Here is a 17,510-nt window from a genome sequence, read left to right as displayed (position 1 = left end):
AACCCATGGCAGGAACCGACCGCGAGAAGGCCCTTGATGCCGCTCTCGCACAGATTGAACGGCAATTCGGCAAGGGCGCGGTCATGCGCATGGGCGACCGGACCAAGGAGCCCATCGAGGTCATCTCGACCGGGTCCACAGCCCTGGACGTGGCCCTCGGCGTGGGCGGCCTGCCCCGCGGCCGTGTCGTCGAGATCTACGGACCGGAATCCTCCGGTAAGACCACCCTGACCCTGCACGCGGTGGCCAACGCGCAGAAGGCCGGAGGCCAGGTAGCCTTCGTGGACGCGGAGCACGCACTCGACCCCGAGTACGCGAAGAAGCTCGGCGTCGACATCGACAACCTCATCCTCTCCCAGCCGGACAACGGCGAGCAGGCCCTGGAGATCGTGGACATGCTGGTCCGCTCCGGCGCCCTCGACCTCATCGTCATCGACTCCGTCGCAGCGCTGGTCCCGCGCGCGGAGATCGAGGGCGAGATGGGCGACAGCCACGTCGGTCTTCAGGCCCGCCTGATGAGCCAGGCCCTGCGGAAGATCACCAGCGCGCTCAACCAGTCCAAGACCACCGCGATCTTCATCAACCAGCTCCGCGAGAAGATCGGCGTGATGTTCGGCTCCCCGGAGACCACGACCGGTGGCCGGGCCCTGAAGTTCTACGCCTCGGTGCGCATCGACATCCGCCGTATCGAGACCCTGAAGGACGGCACGGAGGCGGTCGGCAACCGCACCCGCTGCAAGGTCGTCAAGAACAAGGTCGCGCCGCCCTTCAAGCAGGCCGAGTTCGACATCCTCTACGGCCAGGGCATCAGCCGCGAGGGCGGCCTGATCGACATGGGCGTGGAGCACGGCTTCGTCCGCAAGGCCGGCGCCTGGTACACGTACGAGGGCGACCAGCTCGGCCAGGGCAAGGAGAACGCGCGCAACTTCCTGAAGGACAACCCCGACCTGGCCAACGAGATCGAGAAGAAGATCAAGGAGAAGCTGGGCGTCGGCGTGCGTCCCGAGGAGCCGGCCGCCGAGCCGGGTACGGACGCCGCGGTCTCCGCACCGGCCGACGCGGCACCCGCCGTCCCCGCCCCGGCACCGGCCAAGACCGCCAAGTCCAAGGCCGCCGCAGCCAAGAGCTGACCGTGACACGGCGAACCGACTGGGCGGAGTACGAGTACACCGCCTCCGGTGTCCCACGGGGGAGGGACACCGGAGGCAACTCGGCCCTGAGCAGGGAGGACGGCTCCGGGGACACACCCCCCGAGGGCGACCGGCTTAACGAAGACGGCGACGACACCTGGCCGCACGGGGGCGGCTCACCCAGAAGCGGCCCGCGTGACGGCGGGCCGCGCGGCAGACGTGGTCGTCGTCGGCGCGGCTTCGGCGAGACGGCCCCCGACGCCGAGGACGGAGGTGTCCCTTCCTCGTCGAGGGCCGAGCAGGAGCCACCTCCTGGGGACCCGGTCGAGCAGGCTCGGGCGATCTGCCTGCGCCTGCTCACCGGGACCCCGCGGACCCGTAAGCAACTCGCCGACGCCCTGCGCAAGCGGCAGATCCCGGACGACGCGGCGGAGGAGGTGCTGTCCCGGTTCGAAGAGGTCGGTCTCATCAACGACGGGGCCTTCGCGGACGCCTGGGTGGAATCCCGTCACCACGGACGGGGGCTGGCCCGGCGTGCGCTCGCCCGGGAACTGCGAACCAAGGGCGTCGACTCCACAGTGATCGACGAGGCCGTCTCCCAGCTCGACTCCGAGCAGGAAGAGGCGACCGCCCGGGAACTCGTCGACCGCAAGCTCCGCTCCACCCGCGGCCTCGACCGAGACAAACGCCTCCGCCGCCTCGCGGGCATGCTCGCCCGCAAGGGTTACCCCGAAGGCATGGCACTGCGTGTGGTGAGGCAGGCGCTGGAGGAAGAGGGCGAGGACACGGACTTTCTGGTGGACGAGGGATTCTGAGCCGGCAGCCGACCGACTCGTCGACAGGCCCTTGGGGGCCTCCGGCTCACACCACGGGGAGCCCCGCCCCTCGCCATGCCTGGAAGCCGCCCACCAGATCCGTGGCCCGGTGCAGCCCCAGCTGGTGCAAGGACTGGGCCGCGAGACTGGACGCGTAGCCCTCGTTGCAGATCACGACGATGCGCAGGGCGTGGCTCGTGGCCTCGGGGAGGCGGTGGCTGCCCTGGGGGTCGAGGCGCCATTCCAGTTCGTTGCGCTCGACGACCAGGGCGCCGGGGATGAGGCCGTCCCGTTCGCGCAGGGCGGCGTAGCGGATGTCGACCAGGAGCGCGTCGCCGGCCCGGGCGGCCTCGTACGCCTCCTGCGGTTCGATGCGCTCGTAGCCCGCCCGGACCCGCTCCAGCAACGCGTCGATGCCGACGGGTTGTTGGGGATCGCGGCTCGCCGGCCCGGGTGCGGCGCTCACTGCCAGTCCTCCGGTCGCTCTACCTGCTCCAGGCGCAGGACCGGACCGCTGCGGCTGTAGCGGCGGATCTGTGGCAGGGGCGGGTAGTAGGCGTGGACGGAGATCGCGTGCCGGTCGGGGGACTCGTTGAGCACCTCGTGCACGTGGTGCCGGCCGAAGGAGCGGCCCTGGCCGGCCGGCAGCCGGCGTTCCCGGTCCACGTCCTCGGCGAGTTCCAGGGTCTTCCAGCCGTCGGTGGGCAGCCGCGCGGCGAGCGAGTTCTCCCTGAGTTCGCCCGACGCGGTCAGGAAGGCGCCGACCGAGTCGGCGTGATCGTGCCAGCCGGTGCCCGTGCCGGGCGGCCAGCCGATCAGCCAGGCCTCGCTGCCGCCTGGCCCGTCCAGCCGCACCCAGGTGCGGCCCTCCGGGTCGAGCGGCAGGGAGTCGATCAGCCGGGTGTCGGCGGCCGTGCGCCGGACGAAGTCGTAGAGCTCGGCCTGCGTGGGAGCCGGACCTGCGGAGGAGACGGATGAGGTCGCAGACGGGGATGCAGGGAGGGAAACAGACACGGGTGCCGTCCTGAGGGTGCTGAAAAGGGTTCGCGAAGAGGCGCGGAAGCCGACGCGGCCAGAGCGCGGCGCGCACACGGAGAAGGAGAAGGCGAAGTCAGCAGGACGGACGACACACGCAGCCCGCATAGCGGAGGAGGTCCATATGGACCCTCCGCCACAGGCGCACACAGGTGTCGGTCACGCACCGGAGTACACCACGGGCGCCTGGACGGGTCAACTCACTGTCACCATGCGGACGCACCGTGACAGTGAGCACATCGCCGCGGGATCGATCTCAGGGCGAGCCGGCCGAAGCACCGGCCTCTGCCTGCGCCTTCACCGGTCCGCCCACGGTGGCCTCCGCCGCCGCGTACAGGTCCGCCGGGCGCACTCCGCCCAGCGCGGTGACGAGGTGCCCGTCGGGACGCACCAGAAGCACCGTGTGCGCGGCCGCGCCCGGATAGCTCTCGGCGACGAGCAGTTCAGCGGGGTGCGGCAGTGCCGTGACCGCCGCCGCGAGCTGCGGCATGATGCCGGCGCCGACCCAGTGCTTGCGCTCCCATACGCCCGTGCCCGGCGCGATCAGCACCACGAGCAGCGCGCCGCGGCCGAGCCGGTCCCGCAGCCGGACGAAGGTCCCGTCCTCCGCGGTGACCCGCACATCGGCGACGGGTGCGCCGAGCGGTGTCTCGACCGGAGTCTGACCGTCGAGGTGTTGGGGCGCGAGCGGTGAGTCGGCGTACGCCCCCGGCGCGCCGAGCTGCCCGTGCCCCAGGTGCCCCTCTGTGAGGAGGGCGTCGTGGCCCCGGGAAGAGCCGGGTACGACGGCGCGCAGCCCCGCACCGCCGCGCAGCAGCGGCAGCGCCTGGTCGGCGGCGCGGAGCCGGGCGGCGACGACCGCCCGGCGTTCGGTCTGGTAGCTGTCGAGGAGCGCTTCGTGCGGCCCGTGGTGCCAGGCCAGGGCCAGTTTCCAGGCGAGATTGTCGGCGTCCCGCAGGCCCTCGTCCAGCCCGTGCGTGCCCAGCGCGCCGAGCAGGTGGGCGGCGTCCCCGGCGAGGAACACACGGTCGGCGCGCCAGCGGCGGGCCAGCCGGTGATGGACGGTATGGACACCGGTGTCCAGCAGCTCGTACGGCGGGGTCGTGCCGCCCGCCCAGCCGGCCAGCGTCTCCCGGATACGGGTGAGCAGCAGTTCGGGTGTGACCAGGTCCTTGCCGGGCGGCAGGAGCCAGTCCAGGCGCCAGACGCCGTCCGGCAGTGGCCGGGCGGTGACTTCGCCGGCGGAGGGGCCGGACATGCGCCAGGGCGGCAGGCGGTGCAGCAACGCCTCGTCGTACCAGGGCAGTTCTGTACGGAGCGCGGCGACGGCATGACGTTCCACCGCCGTACGGCCCGGGAAGCGGATGTCCTGGAGCTTGCGCACGGTCGAGCGGGGACCGTCGCAGCCGACCAGGAAACTGCCGCGCCACCAGGTGCCCTTGGGACCGCGGGTGTGAGCGGTGACGCCGGAGGGCTCCTGCTCGATCCCGTCGAGGCGGCTGTCCACGGCGACTTTGACGAGCCGTTCGCCGGTGAGGGCGGCGCGCAGCGCGCCGGTCAGCACGTGCTGGGCGATGTGCAGGGGAGCGGGCTCGGTGCCGTCGAAGACGATCTCGCGCATCACCTGCTTGCGCCGCATCGACCGCCATCCGGCCCAGCGCGCACCGGCTCGGGCGAGAGGCACACCGGACAGCCGTTCCACGAGGGCGGCGGTGTCCTCGCGCAGGACGACGGTGCGTGCCGCGCGGGGTTCGTCCTTGCCCGGGCCCTCGTCGAGGACGACGCAGGGGACTTCCTGACGTGCCAGTGCAAGGGCGAGCGTGAGCCCGACGGGCCCCGCTCCGACGATGATCACCGGGTCCACGGCGTGGCGCCCCCTGCCCGCGGTGGTGTCTCGAGAGACGTAGGTGAACAGGAAGTTGGAGCAGGGTGCACGATCACAGAACGTATGCAACCCATTGCCGGTGCTTGCGTCAAGTGACGAGGGGCAGTGGCGATCATGCCACTGCCCCTCAGTGTGTCACGTGAGGTGACCGGGTGTCAGACGGTGCCTCCGGCACCTGTACCCGTCGTGCCGGCGATCTCCGCGTCGTTCGCGCCGACGACGGCCCCGGTCGACTTCTTCGCCTGCCGCAGCCGGCGCTCCAGCCAGCTCGCGAACGAGGTGAGAGCGAAGTTGAGGGCGATGAAAATCACGGACACGACGGTGAGGCTGGCGATGATGTTCCCACCGTAGTAACCGCTCATCGTGCCGGCAGCGGAGAGCAACTCTGTGTAGGTCAGGACCGCGCCGCCGAGGGCGGTGTCCTTCACGATGACGACGAGCTGACTCACGATGGCCGGGAGCATCGCGGTGACCGCCTGCGGCAGCAGGATGAGGCGCATCAGTTGCCCCTTGCGCAGGCCGATGGCGTGCGCTGCCTCGGACTGGCCCTTGGGCAGAGCAAGGATGCCCGCCCGGACGATCTCGGCGAGAACCGAAGCGTTGTACAGGACCAGGCCGGTGACGACCGCGTACAGCGGACGGTCGTCGGAGGAGACGTTGGTGTACTCGGCGAACAGAGCGAGGCCGAAGATCATCAGCACCAGAACGGGGATGGAGCGGAAGAACTCCACCACGACCGCGGCCGGGACCCTGACCCATGCGTGGTCCGACAGACGGGCGATACCGAGAACCGCGCCGAGCGGCAGCGCGATGATCACCGCCAGGGCGGCGGCCTTCAAGGTGTTCTGCAGACCCGGCCAGATGTACGTGGACCAGGCCTCGGTGTGGACGAACGGCTCCCACAGGGCCCATTCCAGCTGGCCCTTGTCCTTGAGGGCCTTGAACACCCACCACAGCAGGGCCGCCACGGCGACCAGGAAGACCGCCGTGAGGACGACGTTGCGCCGCTTGGCGCGAGGCCCCTGGGCGTCGTACAGAACGGAGCTCATCGCTTCACCGCCACCTTCTTGCCCACCCAGCCCAGGATCAGGCCGGTCGGCAGCGTCAGGACCACGAAACCGAACGCGATGATCGCCGAGATCAGCAGCAGCTGGGCCTCGTTCTCGATCATCTCCTTCATCAGTACCGCCGCTTCGGCGACACCGATGGCGGCGGCCACCGTGGTGTTCTTGATGAGGGCGATCAGCACATTTGCCAGCGGTACGACGGACGAACGGAACGCCTGTGGCAACACGACCAGGCCAAGCACCTGGTTGAAACTGAGCCCGATCGCACGGGCCGCCTCCGCCTGCCCGACGGGCACCGTGTTGATGCCGGAGCGCAGCGCCTCGCACACGAAGGACGAGGTGTAGAGAATCAGGCCGAGGACGGCGAGCCGGAAGTTGATCGTCTCGACGTCGTTCGCGCCGAGGGAGACTCCCAACGTCTGGTTCAGGCCCAGCGACGTGAACAGGATGATGACGGTCAGCGGGATGTTCCGCACGATGTTCACGTACGCGGTCCCGAAGGCGCGCATCAGCGGCACCGGGCCGACGCGCATGGCGGCCAGCAGAGTGCCCCAGATCAGGGAGCCGACGGCGGAGAGCACAGCGAGCTGCACTGTCGTCCAGAAGGCTCCCAGCAGGTCGTAATCCTCAAGAAAGTCGAACACGATCTCCCGTGCTTCCGCGTGTAGGGATGCCCACGCCGGTGCGCCGCCCCTTCCGGTGGGCGGCGCACCCTGTCAGGCGCTGCTTCAGCTCTTGATCTCGCCGATCTTCGGCGCCGGCTCGTTCTTGTAGTTGGCCGGGCCGAGGTTCTTGTCCACGGCCTCCTGCCAGGCCTTGTCGGCGACCATGTCCTCAAGAGCCTTGTTGATCTTGTCCTTGAGGTCGCTGCCCTTCTTGACGCCGATGCCGTAGTTCTCGTTGGTCAGCTTGAAGCCGCCGAGCTTGAACTTGCCCTTGAACTGCGACTGGGCCGCGTAACCGGCGAGGATCGAGTCGTCGGTGGTCAACGCGTCGACGGCACCGTTCTGCAGACCGGGCAGGCAGGCGGAGTACGTCGGGTAAGGCTGCAGCTGCGCCTTGGGAGCCAGCTTGTCCTTGACGTTCTGCGCCGAGGTGGAGCCGGTGACCGAGCACAGCTTGGCGTTGTTCAGGTCCTTCGGAGACTTGATCTTGTTGTCGTCCGCCCGAACCAGAACATCCTGGTGCGCCAGCAGGTACGGCCCGGCGAAGTCGACCTTCTCCTGGCGCTCCGGGGTGATCGAGTAGGTCGCGGCGATGAAGTCGACGTCACCGCGCTGCAGCATGGTCTCGCGGTCGGCGCTCTTCGCCTCCTTCCACTCGATCTGGTCCTCGTTGTAACCGAGCTTCTTCGCGACGTACGTGGCGACGTCGACGTCGAAGCCGGCGTAACCCTGCGGCGTCTTCTGGCCGAGGCCGGGCTGGTCGAACTTGATGCCGACGGTGATCGTCTTGCCGCCGCCGTCGGAACCGGAGTCGTCGCCAGAGTCGCCGCCGCACGCGGTGGCGGTGAGGGCGAGAGCGAAGACGGTGGCCGAGGCGGCGGTGACCTTGCGGAGCTTCATGATGAACATCCTTTGGCTGGTGAAGAGATGCGAACCCTCAAAGGGCGGGCGACAGGGGCGCGTCGGGCGCGACCCGCGCCGTCAGTGATGCAGGATCTTCGACAAGAAGTCCTTGGCACGATCGCTGCGCGGGTTGCTGAAGAACTGGTCGGGCGCAGCCTCCTCGACGATTCGGCCGTCCGCCATGAACACCACGCGGTTTGCAGCCGATCGTGCGAAACCCATCTCATGGGTGACGACGATCATGGTCATGCCGTCGCGGGCGAGCTGCTGCATGACCTCCAGCACCTCGTTGATCATCTCGGGGTCGAGCGCGGAGGTCGGCTCGTCGAAGAGCATCACCTTCGGCTCCATGGCCAGCGCCCGTGCGATGGCGACGCGCTGCTGCTGGCCGCCGGAGAGCTGAGCCGGGTACTTCTCGGCCTGCGCGCCCACGCCGACCCGGTCGAGCAGGGCCCGGGCCCGCTCCTCGGCCGTCTTCTTGTCCTTCTTGCGGACCTTGATCTGGCCGAGCATCACGTTCTCGAGCACGGTCTTGTGCGCGAAGAGGTTGAAGGACTGGAAGACCATCCCGACGTCGGCGCGCAGCTTCGCCAGTGCCTTGCCCTCGGCGGGCAGCGGCTTGCCGTCGATCGTGATCGAGCCGGAGTCGGTCGTCTCCAGGCGGTTGATGGTGCGGCACAGGGTGGACTTGCCGGACCCGGAGGGTCCGATGACCACGACGACTTCACCGCGGGCGATCGTCAGGTCGATGTCCTGGAGTACGTGCAACGCGCCGAAGTGCTTGTTGACGCTCTTCAGGACGACCAGTTCTCCGGTCGCGGCCACATCTTCCTTGGCCACCGATACTTCGGTCATCGCTCTCAGGCTCCGTCCTCCTCGGTTTCGGAGGACAGTAGTAACCCCGTACGACCTGCGTCATTACATCTGAGGGGAATCTGAGCATCACGATCCGATAGCAATCGGACACGTGTCGTAGCACTTGGGAGCGGCGCTCATACCAGCCGGGTAACGGAAGCGGCCCGCAACCGGAACCCTCTTGACGCCGTCCTCATCCATCAGCGTGACTGCACAAGGTGCACGCGCGCGCGTGCACGCGTTTTTTGTACACATCTAGATCGTACGGCCAGTGAACCGAAGGGGGACCGGATGAGACTGCTGCTCGTCGAGGACGACAACCACGTCGCCGCCGCCCTGTCGGCGGTTCTGGCGCGGCACGGGTTCGACGTCACGCACGCGCGCAGCGGTGAGGAGGCCCTCCAGGCACTCGTTCCCGAGGGCGACTGCTTCGGCGTCGTCCTCCTCGACCTCGGCCTGCCCGACCAGGACGGCTACGAGGTCTGCGGCAAGATCCGCAAGCGCACCAGCACCCCGGTGATCATGGTCACCGCCCGCTCCGACGTGCGCTCCCGCATCCACGGCCTCAACCTGGGCGCCGACGACTACGTGGTGAAGCCCTACGACACCGGGGAGCTGCTCGCCCGCATCCACGCGGTCAGCCGGCGCACCTCCCACGAGGACACCTCCAGCGGCATCGAGACCGAGCTGCGGCTCGGCCCGGTGCACATCGAGCTGCCCACCCGCCGGGTCAGCGTGGACGGGTCGGTGGTCCAGCTGACCCGCAAGGAGTTCGACCTGCTGGCCCTGCTGGCGCAGCGGCCCGGGGTGGTCTTCCGCCGGGAGCAGATCATCAGCGAGGTGTGGCGGACCAGCTGGGAGGGGACCGGGCGCACCCTGGAGGTGCATGTCGCGTCCCTGCGCGCCAAGCTGCGGATGCCGGCCCTCATCGAGACCGTACGCGGAGTCGGCTACCGGCTCGTCGCGCCTGCCGGTTAGCGGGGCCGGGTGCGCACTCGTCTGCTCCCGCTGCTCATCATCCTGATGGCGGCCGTGCTGCTCGCCCTCGGCGTCCCGCTCGCCGTCAGCCTCGCCGGCGCCCAGCAGCAGAAGGTCGTCGTCGACCGGATCGACGACACGGCACGCTTCGCGGCCCTCGCGCAGTTCGTCACCGACTCGCCCGACGGGACCACCGGCGCGTTCGAGAACGAGCGGCTGGCCACCCTCAGCAGCGAGCTGCGCAGCTACTACGAGGTCTACGGCATCCGCTCCGGTGTCTTCTACCGCACCGGCGTGGCCATGGCCCACGCCCCGGCCGACTGGTCCCTGCCCATCGAGGGCGAGGTCCGGGACGCCTTCTCCGAGGCGAAGCTCAGCCGCCGCAGCCACGATCCGAAGCAGGTGTGGCCCTGGCAGCGCCGCAACCTCGTGGTGGCCTCGCCGGTGATCCGGGACGGGGACGTCGTCGCGGTCGTCGTCACCGACTCGCCCACCGGGCAGATGCGCTCGCGCACGCTGCACGGCTGGCTGGTCATCGGCGCGGGCGAGTTCGCCGCGATGCTGCTGGCCGTCGGTGCCGCACTGCGGCTCACCGGCTGGGTGCTCAAGCCCGTCCGGGTCCTTGACGCCACCACGCACGACATCGCCACCGGGCGGCTCAAGTCCCGGGTCGCTGCCGCAGGCGGGCCGCCGGAGCTCCAGCGCCTGGCCCGGTCGTTCAACGAGATGGCCGACAACGTGGAGGACGTGCTGGAACAGCAGCGCGCCTTCGTCGCCGACGCCTCGCACCAGCTGCGCAACCCCCTCGCGGCGCTGCTGCTGCGCATCGAGCTGCTCTCCTTCGAGCTGCCCGAGGGCAACAAGGAGATCGCCTCGGTCCAGGCCGAGGGCAAGCGCCTCGCGCAGGTCCTGGACGACCTGCTCGACCTGGCGCTGGCCGAGCACACCGAGGCGGATCTGAAGGTCACCGACATCGGCGAGCTCGCCGCCGAACGTCTCGCGGCCTGGGCCCCGACCGCCGAGGCCAAGGGCGTGCGCCTGGTGGGGGACTGCCCGCCGACGACCGCGTGGGCCGACCCGGTCGCCCTGTCCAGCGCGCTGGACGCGGTCATCGACAACGCGGTGAAGTTCACGCCCGAGGGTGAGACCGTCGAGGTGAGCGTCACTTCCCGGGGCGACACCTCCACGGTCGTCGTCACCGACCACGGTCCCGGGCTCACCGACGAGGAACTGGCCCGCGTCGGCGACCGCTTCTGGCGCAGCGGCCGGCATCAGAACATCAAGGGTTCGGGCCTCGGGCTGTCCATCTCGCGGGCGCTGCTCGCGGCGGGCGGCGGCTCGATCGCGTACGACCGTCACGAGCCGCACGGGCTGAAGGTGACGGTGGCGGTGCCGCGGTCGGCTCCTCCGGTCTGACAGAGGGCGAGGCGCGGGCGTGGCCTGCCCTCCGGTCCTCCGGCCTGACAGAGGGCGAGGCGCGGGCGTGGCCGGGCCTTACGGCTTGACCGACTGGTAGTAGCGCTGGGCGCCGGCATGCAGTGGCAGCGGATCGGTGTAGATCGCCGTGCGGACGTCGACCAGCTGGGCGGAGTGGACGGTCGCCCCGATGAGGTCCCGGCTGTCCAGGACCGTACGGGTCAGCCACTCGGTGAGCCGGGGATCCATGTCGTTGCGGGTGACCAGCAGGTTGGACACCGCGAGGGTCGGGACCGGCTTGCCGCGCTGGATGGTGGGGTAGGCCGATTCCGGCATCTTCGTGGCGCGGTAGTAGCGCGTGGCGCCGCCCTGGTCGTGCAGCTTGGCCACGAGCGCGGCGTCGATCGGCACGAACCGGAAGGCCGTTGCCGACTTGTTGGCCAGGCGGCTGAGGCCGTCCGTGGGCAGCCCGCCCGACCAGAAGAAGGCGTCGAGGCCGCGCCCCAGGCGCTTGGGCCCGGTGTCGATGCCGTCCGAGGACGGCTTGATGTCCTTCTCCGGGTCGATGCCGGCCGCTTTGAGCACACCGTTGGCTATCAGCCGTACGCCGGAGTCGGGCAGCCCTATGGCCACGCGCTTGCCCCGCAGGTCGGCGACGGAGCGGATGTCCGAGTCGGGCGGTACGACGAGCTGGACGTAGTCGTCGTACAGGCGGGCGACGCCGCGCAGCCGGTCCGCCCCCGGGCTGTTGTCGAACTTGTACGTGGCGACCGCGTCGGCGGCGGCGATCGCGAAGTCGGCCTTGCCGGTCGCCACGTCGGCGACGTTCTCCTGTGAGCCGGCGCTGGTCAGCAGCCGCACCTTCAGGTCGGGCATGTCCTTGTCGATCTCGTTGCGCAGGAGTTCGCCGTACTCGTGGTACACCCCCGCACGGGTGCCCGTGCTGAACGTGATCGTCCCGCTCGGCGGCTCCGCGGCCCAGGGACGCAGCCACCACAGGAGCAGGCCGAGGACCACGAGGGCGGCGGTGCCGCCCTGCAGGGCCAGGCGTCTGCCGACCGGGGGGAGCGTTCTGGGCATGCGGGCGATCCTGCCAGCCGGGGTGCACCGCTGACCAGGGCAGGGGTCACAGGGGCAGGGCGGGGGCTGTCAGTGGGCGCCACTACAGTCGGCCCCATGAGCTCTTCGCCCGCCGACCTGGTCCGTGCGTTCCACCTGGCCTTCGGCCTGGACGCCCGCAGCACGCCCACGGAGGTCTCCCCGGCTCTGGCGGCCCACCGGGGTGAGCTTCTCGCCGAGGAGGCCCGGGAGGTCGCCGAGGTGTCGGTGCGGGGACCGCTCGACCGGCTCGCGCAAGAACTGGCGGACGTGGTCTACGTCGCGTACGGCACCGCCCTCGTGCACGGCATCGACCTGGACGCGGTGCTCGCCGAGATCCACCGCTCCAACATGACGAAGATCGGCCCCGACGGCTCGGTCTCCCGCCGCGAGGACGGCAAGGTCCTCAAGGGCGAGCACTACGAGGCGCCGGACGTACGGGGCGTGCTGCGCAGACAGGGGTGGGTGCCGGGCGGGGGCGCCTGACCAGGGGGTCGCGTTCCCGGGCCGCCCGGCCCCCTCCTCAGTCGGCGACCGATGCCTCGGCCTCGGCCGTCCGGGGCGCGGGCTCCGGGCGGCTGGGCTCGCGGCGCCGGCTCCACCAGGTCGCCACCGGCTCCGTGTAGCGCGCGGTGAGCGGGCCGAGAACGACCAGGATCAGCACGTAGGCCGTGGCCAGCGGGCCGAGGGACGGTTCGATCCCGGCCGAGACGGCAAGGCCGGCGATGACGATGGAGAACTCACCGCGGGCCACCAGCGCGCCGCCCGCCCGCCAGCGGCCCTTCACGGAGATCCCGGCCCGCCGGGCCGCCCAGTACCCGGTGGCGATCTTCGTCAGCGCGGTGACGACGGCCAGTCCGAGGGCCGGCAGCAGGACGGGCGGGATGCTCGACGGGTCGGTGTGCAGACCGAAGAAGACGAAGAAGACCGCCGCGAACAGGTCACGCAGGGGGCTCAGCAGGGTGTGCGCACCCTCTGCGACCTCCCCCGACAGCGCGATGCCCACCAGGAAGGCCCCCACCGCCGCCGAGACCTGGAGTTGCTGCGCGATACCCGCGACCAGGATCGTCAGACCCAGCACGACCAGCAGCAGCTTCTCCGGGTCGTCGCTGGAGACGAACCGCGAGATGAGCCTGCCGTAGCGCAGGGCCAGGAACAGCACGAGCCCGGCCGCGCCCAGCGCGACCGCCAGGGTCACGCTCCCCGCCATCAGCCCGACGCCCGCCACCAGCGCCGTGACGATGGGCAGGTACACCGCCATCGCCAGATCCTCCAGCACCAGCACGCTGAGGATCACCGGCGTCTCCCGGTTGCCGACCCGGCCCAGATCGCCCAGCACCTTCGCGATCACACCGGACGACGAGATCCAGGTGACACCGGCCAGTACGACGGCGGCCACCGGACCCCAGCCGAGCAGCAGCGCCACGGCGGCGCCGGGCAGCGCGTTGAGGGCGCAGTCGACGAGACCGGAGGGGTAGTGGGTCTTGAGGTTGGAGACCAGGTCGGTCGCCGTGTACTCCAGGCCCAGCATCAGCAGCAGCAGGATGACGCCGATCTCCGCGCCGGTCGCGACGAACTCCTCGCTCGCGCCCAGCGGCAGCAGACCGCCCTCACCGAAGGCCAGGCCGGCCAGCAGGTACAGGGGGATCGGCGAGAGCCGGAAGCGGCCGGCGAACCGGCCCAGCAGGCCGAGGCCGAGAATGATGGAACCGAACTCGATGAGCAGAACCGCGGAGTGCAACGGCTCACTCCCGCTCGAGTATGGTCGCGGCCGCGTCGACGCCCTCACGGGTCCCGACCACGATCAGCGTGTCACCGCCGGCCAGCCGGAAGTCCGGCGCGGGCGACGGGATCGCCTCGGCCCGGCGCAGCACGGCCACCACCGAGGCGCCCGTCTCCGTCCGCATCCGCATGTCGCCCAGCACCCGCCCGTTCCAGCGCGAGGTCGCGGCCACCTCGATCCGCTCGGCGACCAGCCCCAGATCCGTGGTGTACAGCAGGCTCGGGCTGTGGTGGGACGGCTTCAGCGCGTCGATCAGCGACCCCGCCTCCGCGCTGGTCAGCTTCAGGGACTGGGCGCAGGAGTCGGGGTCGTCGGGCCGGTACACGTTCACCGTGCGGGTGCCGTCGCGATGCGCCACCACCGACAGATGGCGGTGTTCCCGGGTCTCCAGGTCGTACTGGACCCCGATACCCGGCAGCGGCGTCGCCCTCAGGCGCGGAGCTGACACGTTGCTTCCCCTTGTTCGTCTTGTTTGTCGTGCTTTGTCGGTCTGTTGAACGGTCTCGACCACCCAACGGGTCAAGTCCGCATGCTCCCATCCGGCCGTACGGTGACGACATGGGTGTCGTGACGGATATACGCAGCGGCCGGCCGCCGGAGAGGGCGGAGGGGGCCGTGCAGCGTGCGAAGGAGAGAAGGAGCGGATCGGGAAGCGTGTCGTTGTTCTGGCGGATCTTCTCGCTCAACGCCGCCGGCCTGATCGTGGCCACGGCGTTGCTGCTCGGCCCGGTCACCGTGTCCACACCCGTTCTCGCCGGCGAGGCCCTCGTCCTGCTCTGCGGCCTGGTACTGCTGCTCGCGGGCAACGCCCTCGTGCTGCGGTTCGGCCTGGTACCCCTGGAACGGCTGGACCGGGCCATGGCCACCGCGGACCTGCTGCGTCCGGGTTCCCGGCCGGTGGTCGCGGGTCCGGCGGAGACGGCCGGGCTGATCACGACGTACAACACGATGCTCGACCGGCTGGAGGCCGAACGGGCCGTCGGCGCAGCCCGGGCCCTGTCCGCGCAGGAGAGCGAACGGCACCGGATCGCACGGGAGCTCCACGACGAGGTCGGGCAGACCCTGACCGCCGTCCTCCTCCAGCTCAAGCGCGTCGCCGACCGGGCGCCCGAGGACCTCCGCGAGGAGGTCGGCCAGGCGCAGGAGGCGACCCGGGCCGGCCTGGACGAGATCCGCCGGATCGCCCGCCGGCTGCGCCCCGGCGTCCTGGAGGAACTCGGGCTGGCCAGCGCCCTGCGCTCGCTCGCCGGCGAGTTCACGACCCACGGGCTGACCGTGCGCCACCACGTCACCGGCGATCTGCCCGCCCTGACCCCGGAAGCGGAACTCGTCGTCTACCGGGTCGCCCAGGAGGGGCTGACCAACACCGCCCGGCACGCCGCCGCCGACCGCGCCGAACTCCGCCTCCAGCCGCTCCCCGACGGCGTCGAACTCCTCGTACGCGACAACGGCACGGGCATCGGCCACGCCCCCGAGGGCGCCGGTATCACGGGCATGCGCGAGCGCGCCCTGCTGATCGGCGCCGCCCTGAGCCTGGAACCGGCCCCTGGCAGGGGCACCGACGTACGGCTGCGCATACCGGTGACAGCAGGCGCACCGGCGACGGAAGGGTCCCGCTGATGTCCCCACCGATCCGCGTCCTGCTCGCCGACGACCACACCCTCGTACGCCGGGGCGTGCGCCTCATCCTGGACGGGGAACCGGACCTGACGGTCGTCGCCGAGGCCGGTGACGGGGCCGAGGCCGTCGCACGCGCCCGCGAGACCGCCGTCGACCTGGCCGTCCTGGACGTGGCCATGCCCCGGATGACCGGCCTCCAGGCGGCCCGGGAACTCTCCCGCCGGCTGCCCGGCCTGCACATCCTGATCCTGACGATGTACGACAACGAGGAGTACTTCTTCGAGGCGCTCAGGGCCGGGGCCAGCGGATACGTCCTCAAGTCCGTCGCGGACCGCGACCTGGTCGAGGCCTGCCGGGCGGCCGTGCGCGACGAGCCGTTCATCTACCCGGGCGCCGAACGCGCCCTCGTCCGCTCCTACCTGGAGCGGCTGCACCGGGGCGACGGCCTGCCGGAGAGGGCCATCACCGAACGCGAGGAGGAGATCCTCAAGCTGGTCGCCGAGGGCCACACCTCGAAGGAGATCGGCGAACTGCTCTTCATCAGCGCCAAGACGGTAGAGCGTCACCGTGCCAACCTCCTCCAGAAGCTCGGCATGCGCGACCGCCTGGAGCTGACCCGCTACGCGATCAGGGCCGGACTCATCGAGCCGTGAGGCCGGTGCGCCGGTTGTCCACAGGCGGCCGAGCCACTTTCGCCGACCGCCTACCCTTGTCCCCATGAGCAGCATCGACCGGAGCCAGTCAGTGGGCGGCACGCGCACATACGAGGTACGCACCTACGGGTGCCAGATGAACGTCCACGACTCCGAGCGGTTGTCCGGACTGCTGGAGGACGCTGGCTACGTCCGCGCCCCCGAGGGTGCCGACGGCGCGGACGTCGTCGTCTTCAACACCTGCGCCGTGCGGGAGAACGCCGACAACAAGCTGTACGGCAACCTCGGCCACCTCGCCCCGAAGAAGGCGAGCCGCCCCGGCATGCAGATCGCGGTCGGCGGCTGCCTCGCGCAGAAGGACCGCGACACCATCGTGAAGCGGGCGCCCTGGGTGGACGTCGTCTTCGGCACGCACAACATCGGCAAGCTGCCCGTCCTGCTGGAGCGCGCCCGCGTGCAGGAGGAGGCTCAGGTCGAGATCGCCGAGTCGCTGGAGGCGTTCCCCTCGACGCTGCCCACCCGCCGCGAGAGCGCCTACGCGGCCTGGGTCTCGATCTCCGTCGGCTGCAACAACACCTGCACCTTCTGCATCGTCCCGGCCCTGCGCGGCAAGGAGAAGGACCGCCGCCCCGGCGACATCCTCGCCGAGATCGAGGCCCTGGTCGCCGAGGGCGTCTCCGAGATCACGCTGCTCGGTCAGAACGTCAACGCGTACGGCTCGGACATCGGCGACCGCGAAGCCTTCAGCAAGCTGCTGCGCGCCTCCGGGAAGATCGACGGCCTGGAGCGCGTCCGCTTCACCTCCCCGCACCCGCGCGACTTCACCGACGACGTCATCGCCGCCATGGCCGAGACGCCGAACGTGATGCCGCAGCTGCACATGCCGCTCCAGTCCGGCTCCGACCCGGTCCTGAAGGCGATGCGCCGTTCCTACCGCCAGGAGCGCTTCCTCGGGATCATCGAGAAGGTCCGCGCCGCCATCCCGCACGCCGCGATCAGCACGGACATCATCGTGGGCTTCCCCGGCGAGACCGAGGAGGACTTCGAGCAGACGCTGCACGTGGTCCGCGAGGCCCGCTTCGCCCAGGCCTTCACCTTCCAGTACTCCAAGCGCCCCGGCACCCCGGCCGCCGAGATGGACGGCCAGATCCCCAAAAGGATCGTCCAGGAGCGCTACGAGCGGCTCGTCGCCCTCCAGGAGGAGATCTCCTGGGAGGAGAACAAGAAGCAGGTCGGCCGCACGCTGGAGCTGATGGTCGCCGAGGGCGAGGGCCGCAAGGACGACACCACCCACCGCCTGTCCGGCCGCGCCCCGGACAGCCGCCTGGTCCACTTCACCAAGCCGGACCAGGAGGTCCGCCCCGGCGACGTGGTCACCGTCGAGATCACCTACGCGGCCCCGCACCACCTCCTGGCCGAGGGGCCCGTGCTGGGCGTGCGCCGTACGCGCGCGGGCGACGCCTGGGAGAAGCGGAACGCGGCCGAGAAGGCCAAGCCGGTCGGGGTGATGCTGGGACTGCCGAAGATCGGCGCCCCCGAGCCCCTGCCGGCCGTGGCGAGCGGGTGCGGCTGCGACTGACCGGACCGCGGCCGCCCTGTGCGGTGGC

19 protein-coding genes are annotated in these 17,510 nt (G+C 70.4%); 8 read left to right on the top strand and 11 right to left on the bottom strand.

Annotated elements, in window-relative coordinates; all coding sequences use genetic code 11:
* Positions 1-5: 5 nt before the first annotated feature.
* Positions 6-1,130: a recombinase RecA gene (recA, locus tag GTY56_RS00755; protein WP_161361450.1), complete on the top strand. Its 1,125-nt coding sequence runs from the start codon at positions 6-8 to the stop codon at positions 1,128-1,130.
* A gap of 2 nt (positions 1,131-1,132) precedes the next feature.
* Complete coding sequence (recX, locus tag GTY56_RS00750) at positions 1,133-1,945, top strand: recombination regulator RecX (RefSeq protein ID WP_161361448.1); 813 nt, start codon at positions 1,133-1,135, stop codon at positions 1,943-1,945.
* Between the two features lie 46 nt (positions 1,946-1,991).
* Here recX and GTY56_RS00745 read toward each other — a convergent pair whose 3' ends face one another.
* The 8 genes from GTY56_RS00745 to GTY56_RS00715 form a co-directional block, all read right to left on the bottom strand.
* Positions 1,992-2,411 carry a rhodanese-like domain-containing protein gene (locus GTY56_RS00745; RefSeq protein WP_346345392.1) on the bottom strand — a complete coding sequence of 140 codons (420 nt, stop codon included), beginning with the start codon at positions 2,409-2,411 and terminating at the stop codon, positions 1,992-1,994.
* Positions 2,408-2,959: a cupin domain-containing protein gene (locus GTY56_RS00740; RefSeq protein WP_161361446.1), complete on the bottom strand. Its 552-nt coding sequence runs from the start codon at positions 2,957-2,959 to the stop codon at positions 2,408-2,410. The genes GTY56_RS00745 and GTY56_RS00740 overlap by 4 nt, the downstream gene beginning before the upstream one ends.
* 97 nt (positions 2,960-3,056) lie before the next feature.
* Entirely contained in the window at positions 3,057-3,128 is a 72-nt protein-coding gene (locus GTY56_RS41255) for a putative leader peptide (protein WP_310851512.1), read from the bottom strand.
* A gap of 108 nt (positions 3,129-3,236) precedes the next feature.
* Positions 3,237-4,844 carry an FAD-dependent monooxygenase gene (locus tag GTY56_RS00735; protein WP_161361444.1) on the bottom strand — a complete coding sequence of 536 codons (1,608 nt, stop codon included), beginning with the start codon at positions 4,842-4,844 and terminating at the stop codon, positions 3,237-3,239.
* A 176-nt stretch (positions 4,845-5,020) separates the two neighbouring features.
* Positions 5,021-5,914 carry an amino acid ABC transporter permease gene (locus GTY56_RS00730; protein WP_161361442.1) on the bottom strand — a complete coding sequence of 298 codons (894 nt, stop codon included), beginning with the start codon at positions 5,912-5,914 and terminating at the stop codon, positions 5,021-5,023.
* A complete protein-coding gene (locus tag GTY56_RS00725) occupies positions 5,911-6,576 on the bottom strand; it encodes an amino acid ABC transporter permease (protein ID WP_161361440.1) in 666 nt (221 codons plus the stop codon). Before GTY56_RS00725 ends, GTY56_RS00730 begins: the two co-directional genes overlap by 4 nt.
* A gap of 84 nt (positions 6,577-6,660) precedes the next feature.
* The gene (locus GTY56_RS00720; RefSeq protein ID WP_033308288.1) at positions 6,661-7,497 is read right to left on the bottom strand and encodes a glutamate ABC transporter substrate-binding protein; all 837 of its coding nucleotides are present in this window, start codon (positions 7,495-7,497) and stop codon (positions 6,661-6,663) included.
* An 81-nt stretch (positions 7,498-7,578) separates the two neighbouring features.
* Entirely contained in the window at positions 7,579-8,355 is a 777-nt protein-coding gene (locus GTY56_RS00715; RefSeq protein ID WP_161361439.1) for an amino acid ABC transporter ATP-binding protein, read from the bottom strand.
* A 291-nt stretch (positions 8,356-8,646) separates the two neighbouring features.
* Here GTY56_RS00715 and GTY56_RS00710 point away from each other — a divergent pair, with 291 nt between their 5' ends.
* Positions 8,647-9,333 carry a response regulator transcription factor gene (locus tag GTY56_RS00710; RefSeq protein ID WP_161361437.1) on the top strand — a complete coding sequence of 229 codons (687 nt, stop codon included), beginning with the start codon at positions 8,647-8,649 and terminating at the stop codon, positions 9,331-9,333.
* Between the two features lie 9 nt (positions 9,334-9,342).
* Positions 9,343-10,749, top strand: a complete 1,407-nt coding sequence (locus tag GTY56_RS00705) for an ATP-binding protein (RefSeq protein ID WP_161361435.1) — start codon at positions 9,343-9,345, stop codon at positions 10,747-10,749.
* 78 nt (positions 10,750-10,827) lie between these two features.
* Here the strand turns inward: GTY56_RS00705 and GTY56_RS00700 are convergent, their stop codons facing one another.
* On the bottom strand, positions 10,828-11,829 hold the full coding sequence (locus GTY56_RS00700; RefSeq protein ID WP_161361433.1) for a TAXI family TRAP transporter solute-binding subunit: 1,002 nt from the start codon (positions 11,827-11,829) through the stop codon (positions 10,828-10,830).
* Positions 11,830-11,925: 96 nt separating this feature from the next.
* On the opposite strand from GTY56_RS00700, the gene GTY56_RS00695 reads away from it, so the two are divergent.
* Complete coding sequence (locus GTY56_RS00695) at positions 11,926-12,333, top strand: pyrophosphohydrolase domain-containing protein (protein WP_161361431.1); 408 nt, start codon at positions 11,926-11,928, stop codon at positions 12,331-12,333.
* 37 nt (positions 12,334-12,370) lie between these two features.
* On the opposite strand, the gene GTY56_RS00690 is transcribed toward GTY56_RS00695, so the two are convergent.
* Together GTY56_RS00690 and GTY56_RS00685 are read right to left on the bottom strand one after the other, a co-directional pair.
* Positions 12,371-13,588: a cation:proton antiporter gene (locus GTY56_RS00690; protein WP_161361429.1), complete on the bottom strand. Its 1,218-nt coding sequence runs from the start codon at positions 13,586-13,588 to the stop codon at positions 12,371-12,373.
* A 4-nt stretch (positions 13,589-13,592) separates the two neighbouring features.
* Positions 13,593-14,078: a cation:proton antiporter regulatory subunit gene (locus tag GTY56_RS00685; protein ID WP_161361427.1), complete on the bottom strand. Its 486-nt coding sequence runs from the start codon at positions 14,076-14,078 to the stop codon at positions 13,593-13,595.
* A 206-nt stretch (positions 14,079-14,284) separates the two neighbouring features.
* Between GTY56_RS00685 and GTY56_RS00680 the strand changes: the two genes are divergently transcribed.
* The 3 genes from GTY56_RS00680 (at position 14,285) to miaB (ending at position 17,482) form a co-directional block, all read left to right on the top strand.
* A complete protein-coding gene (locus tag GTY56_RS00680; protein ID WP_346345391.1) occupies positions 14,285-15,250 on the top strand; it encodes a sensor histidine kinase in 966 nt (321 codons plus the stop codon).
* Positions 15,250-15,903, top strand: coding sequence for a response regulator (locus GTY56_RS00675; RefSeq protein ID WP_107459905.1), 654 nt, complete (start codon positions 15,250-15,252; stop codon positions 15,901-15,903). The genes GTY56_RS00680 and GTY56_RS00675 overlap by 1 nt, the downstream gene beginning before the upstream one ends.
* 64 nt (positions 15,904-15,967) lie before the next feature.
* Positions 15,968-17,482, top strand: coding sequence for a tRNA (N6-isopentenyl adenosine(37)-C2)-methylthiotransferase MiaB (gene miaB, locus GTY56_RS00670; protein ID WP_161361423.1), 1,515 nt, complete (start codon positions 15,968-15,970; stop codon positions 17,480-17,482).
* The last annotated feature ends 28 nt before the right edge of the window (positions 17,483-17,510 follow it).

The sequence above is a fragment of the Streptomyces sp. SID5643 genome (assembly GCF_009872555.1).
Lineage (GTDB): Bacteria > Actinomycetota > Actinomycetes > Streptomycetales > Streptomycetaceae > Streptomyces > Streptomyces iakyrus.
Note: the sequence above shows the minus strand (reverse complement) of the source record. Positions and strands in the feature narration are given on the sequence as shown.

What these genes read in the sequence shown, in the direction of transcription:
- GTY56_RS00700 (WP_161361433.1), bottom strand. Translation starts at nt 11,829, where the DNA reads ATGCCCAGAACGCTCCCCCCGGTCGGCAGACGCCTGGCCCTGCAGGGC.
- GTY56_RS00720 (WP_033308288.1), bottom strand. Translation starts at nt 7,497, where the DNA reads ATGAAGCTCCGCAAGGTCACCGCCGCCTCGGCCACCGTCTTCGCTCTC.
- GTY56_RS00730 (WP_161361442.1), bottom strand. Translation starts at nt 5,914, where the DNA reads ATGAGCTCCGTTCTGTACGACGCCCAGGGGCCTCGCGCCAAGCGGCGC.
- GTY56_RS00715 (WP_161361439.1), bottom strand. Translation starts at nt 8,355, where the DNA reads ATGACCGAAGTATCGGTGGCCAAGGAAGATGTGGCCGCGACCGGAGAA.
- GTY56_RS00710 (WP_161361437.1), top strand. Translation starts at nt 8,647, where the DNA reads ATGAGACTGCTGCTCGTCGAGGACGACAACCACGTCGCCGCCGCCCTG.
- GTY56_RS00675 (WP_107459905.1), top strand. Translation starts at nt 15,250, where the DNA reads ATGTCCCCACCGATCCGCGTCCTGCTCGCCGACGACCACACCCTCGTA.
- miaB (WP_161361423.1), top strand. Translation starts at nt 15,968, where the DNA reads ATGAGCAGCATCGACCGGAGCCAGTCAGTGGGCGGCACGCGCACATAC.
- GTY56_RS00695 (WP_161361431.1), top strand. Translation starts at nt 11,926, where the DNA reads ATGAGCTCTTCGCCCGCCGACCTGGTCCGTGCGTTCCACCTGGCCTTC.
- recA (WP_161361450.1), top strand. Translation starts at nt 6, where the DNA reads ATGGCAGGAACCGACCGCGAGAAGGCCCTTGATGCCGCTCTCGCACAG.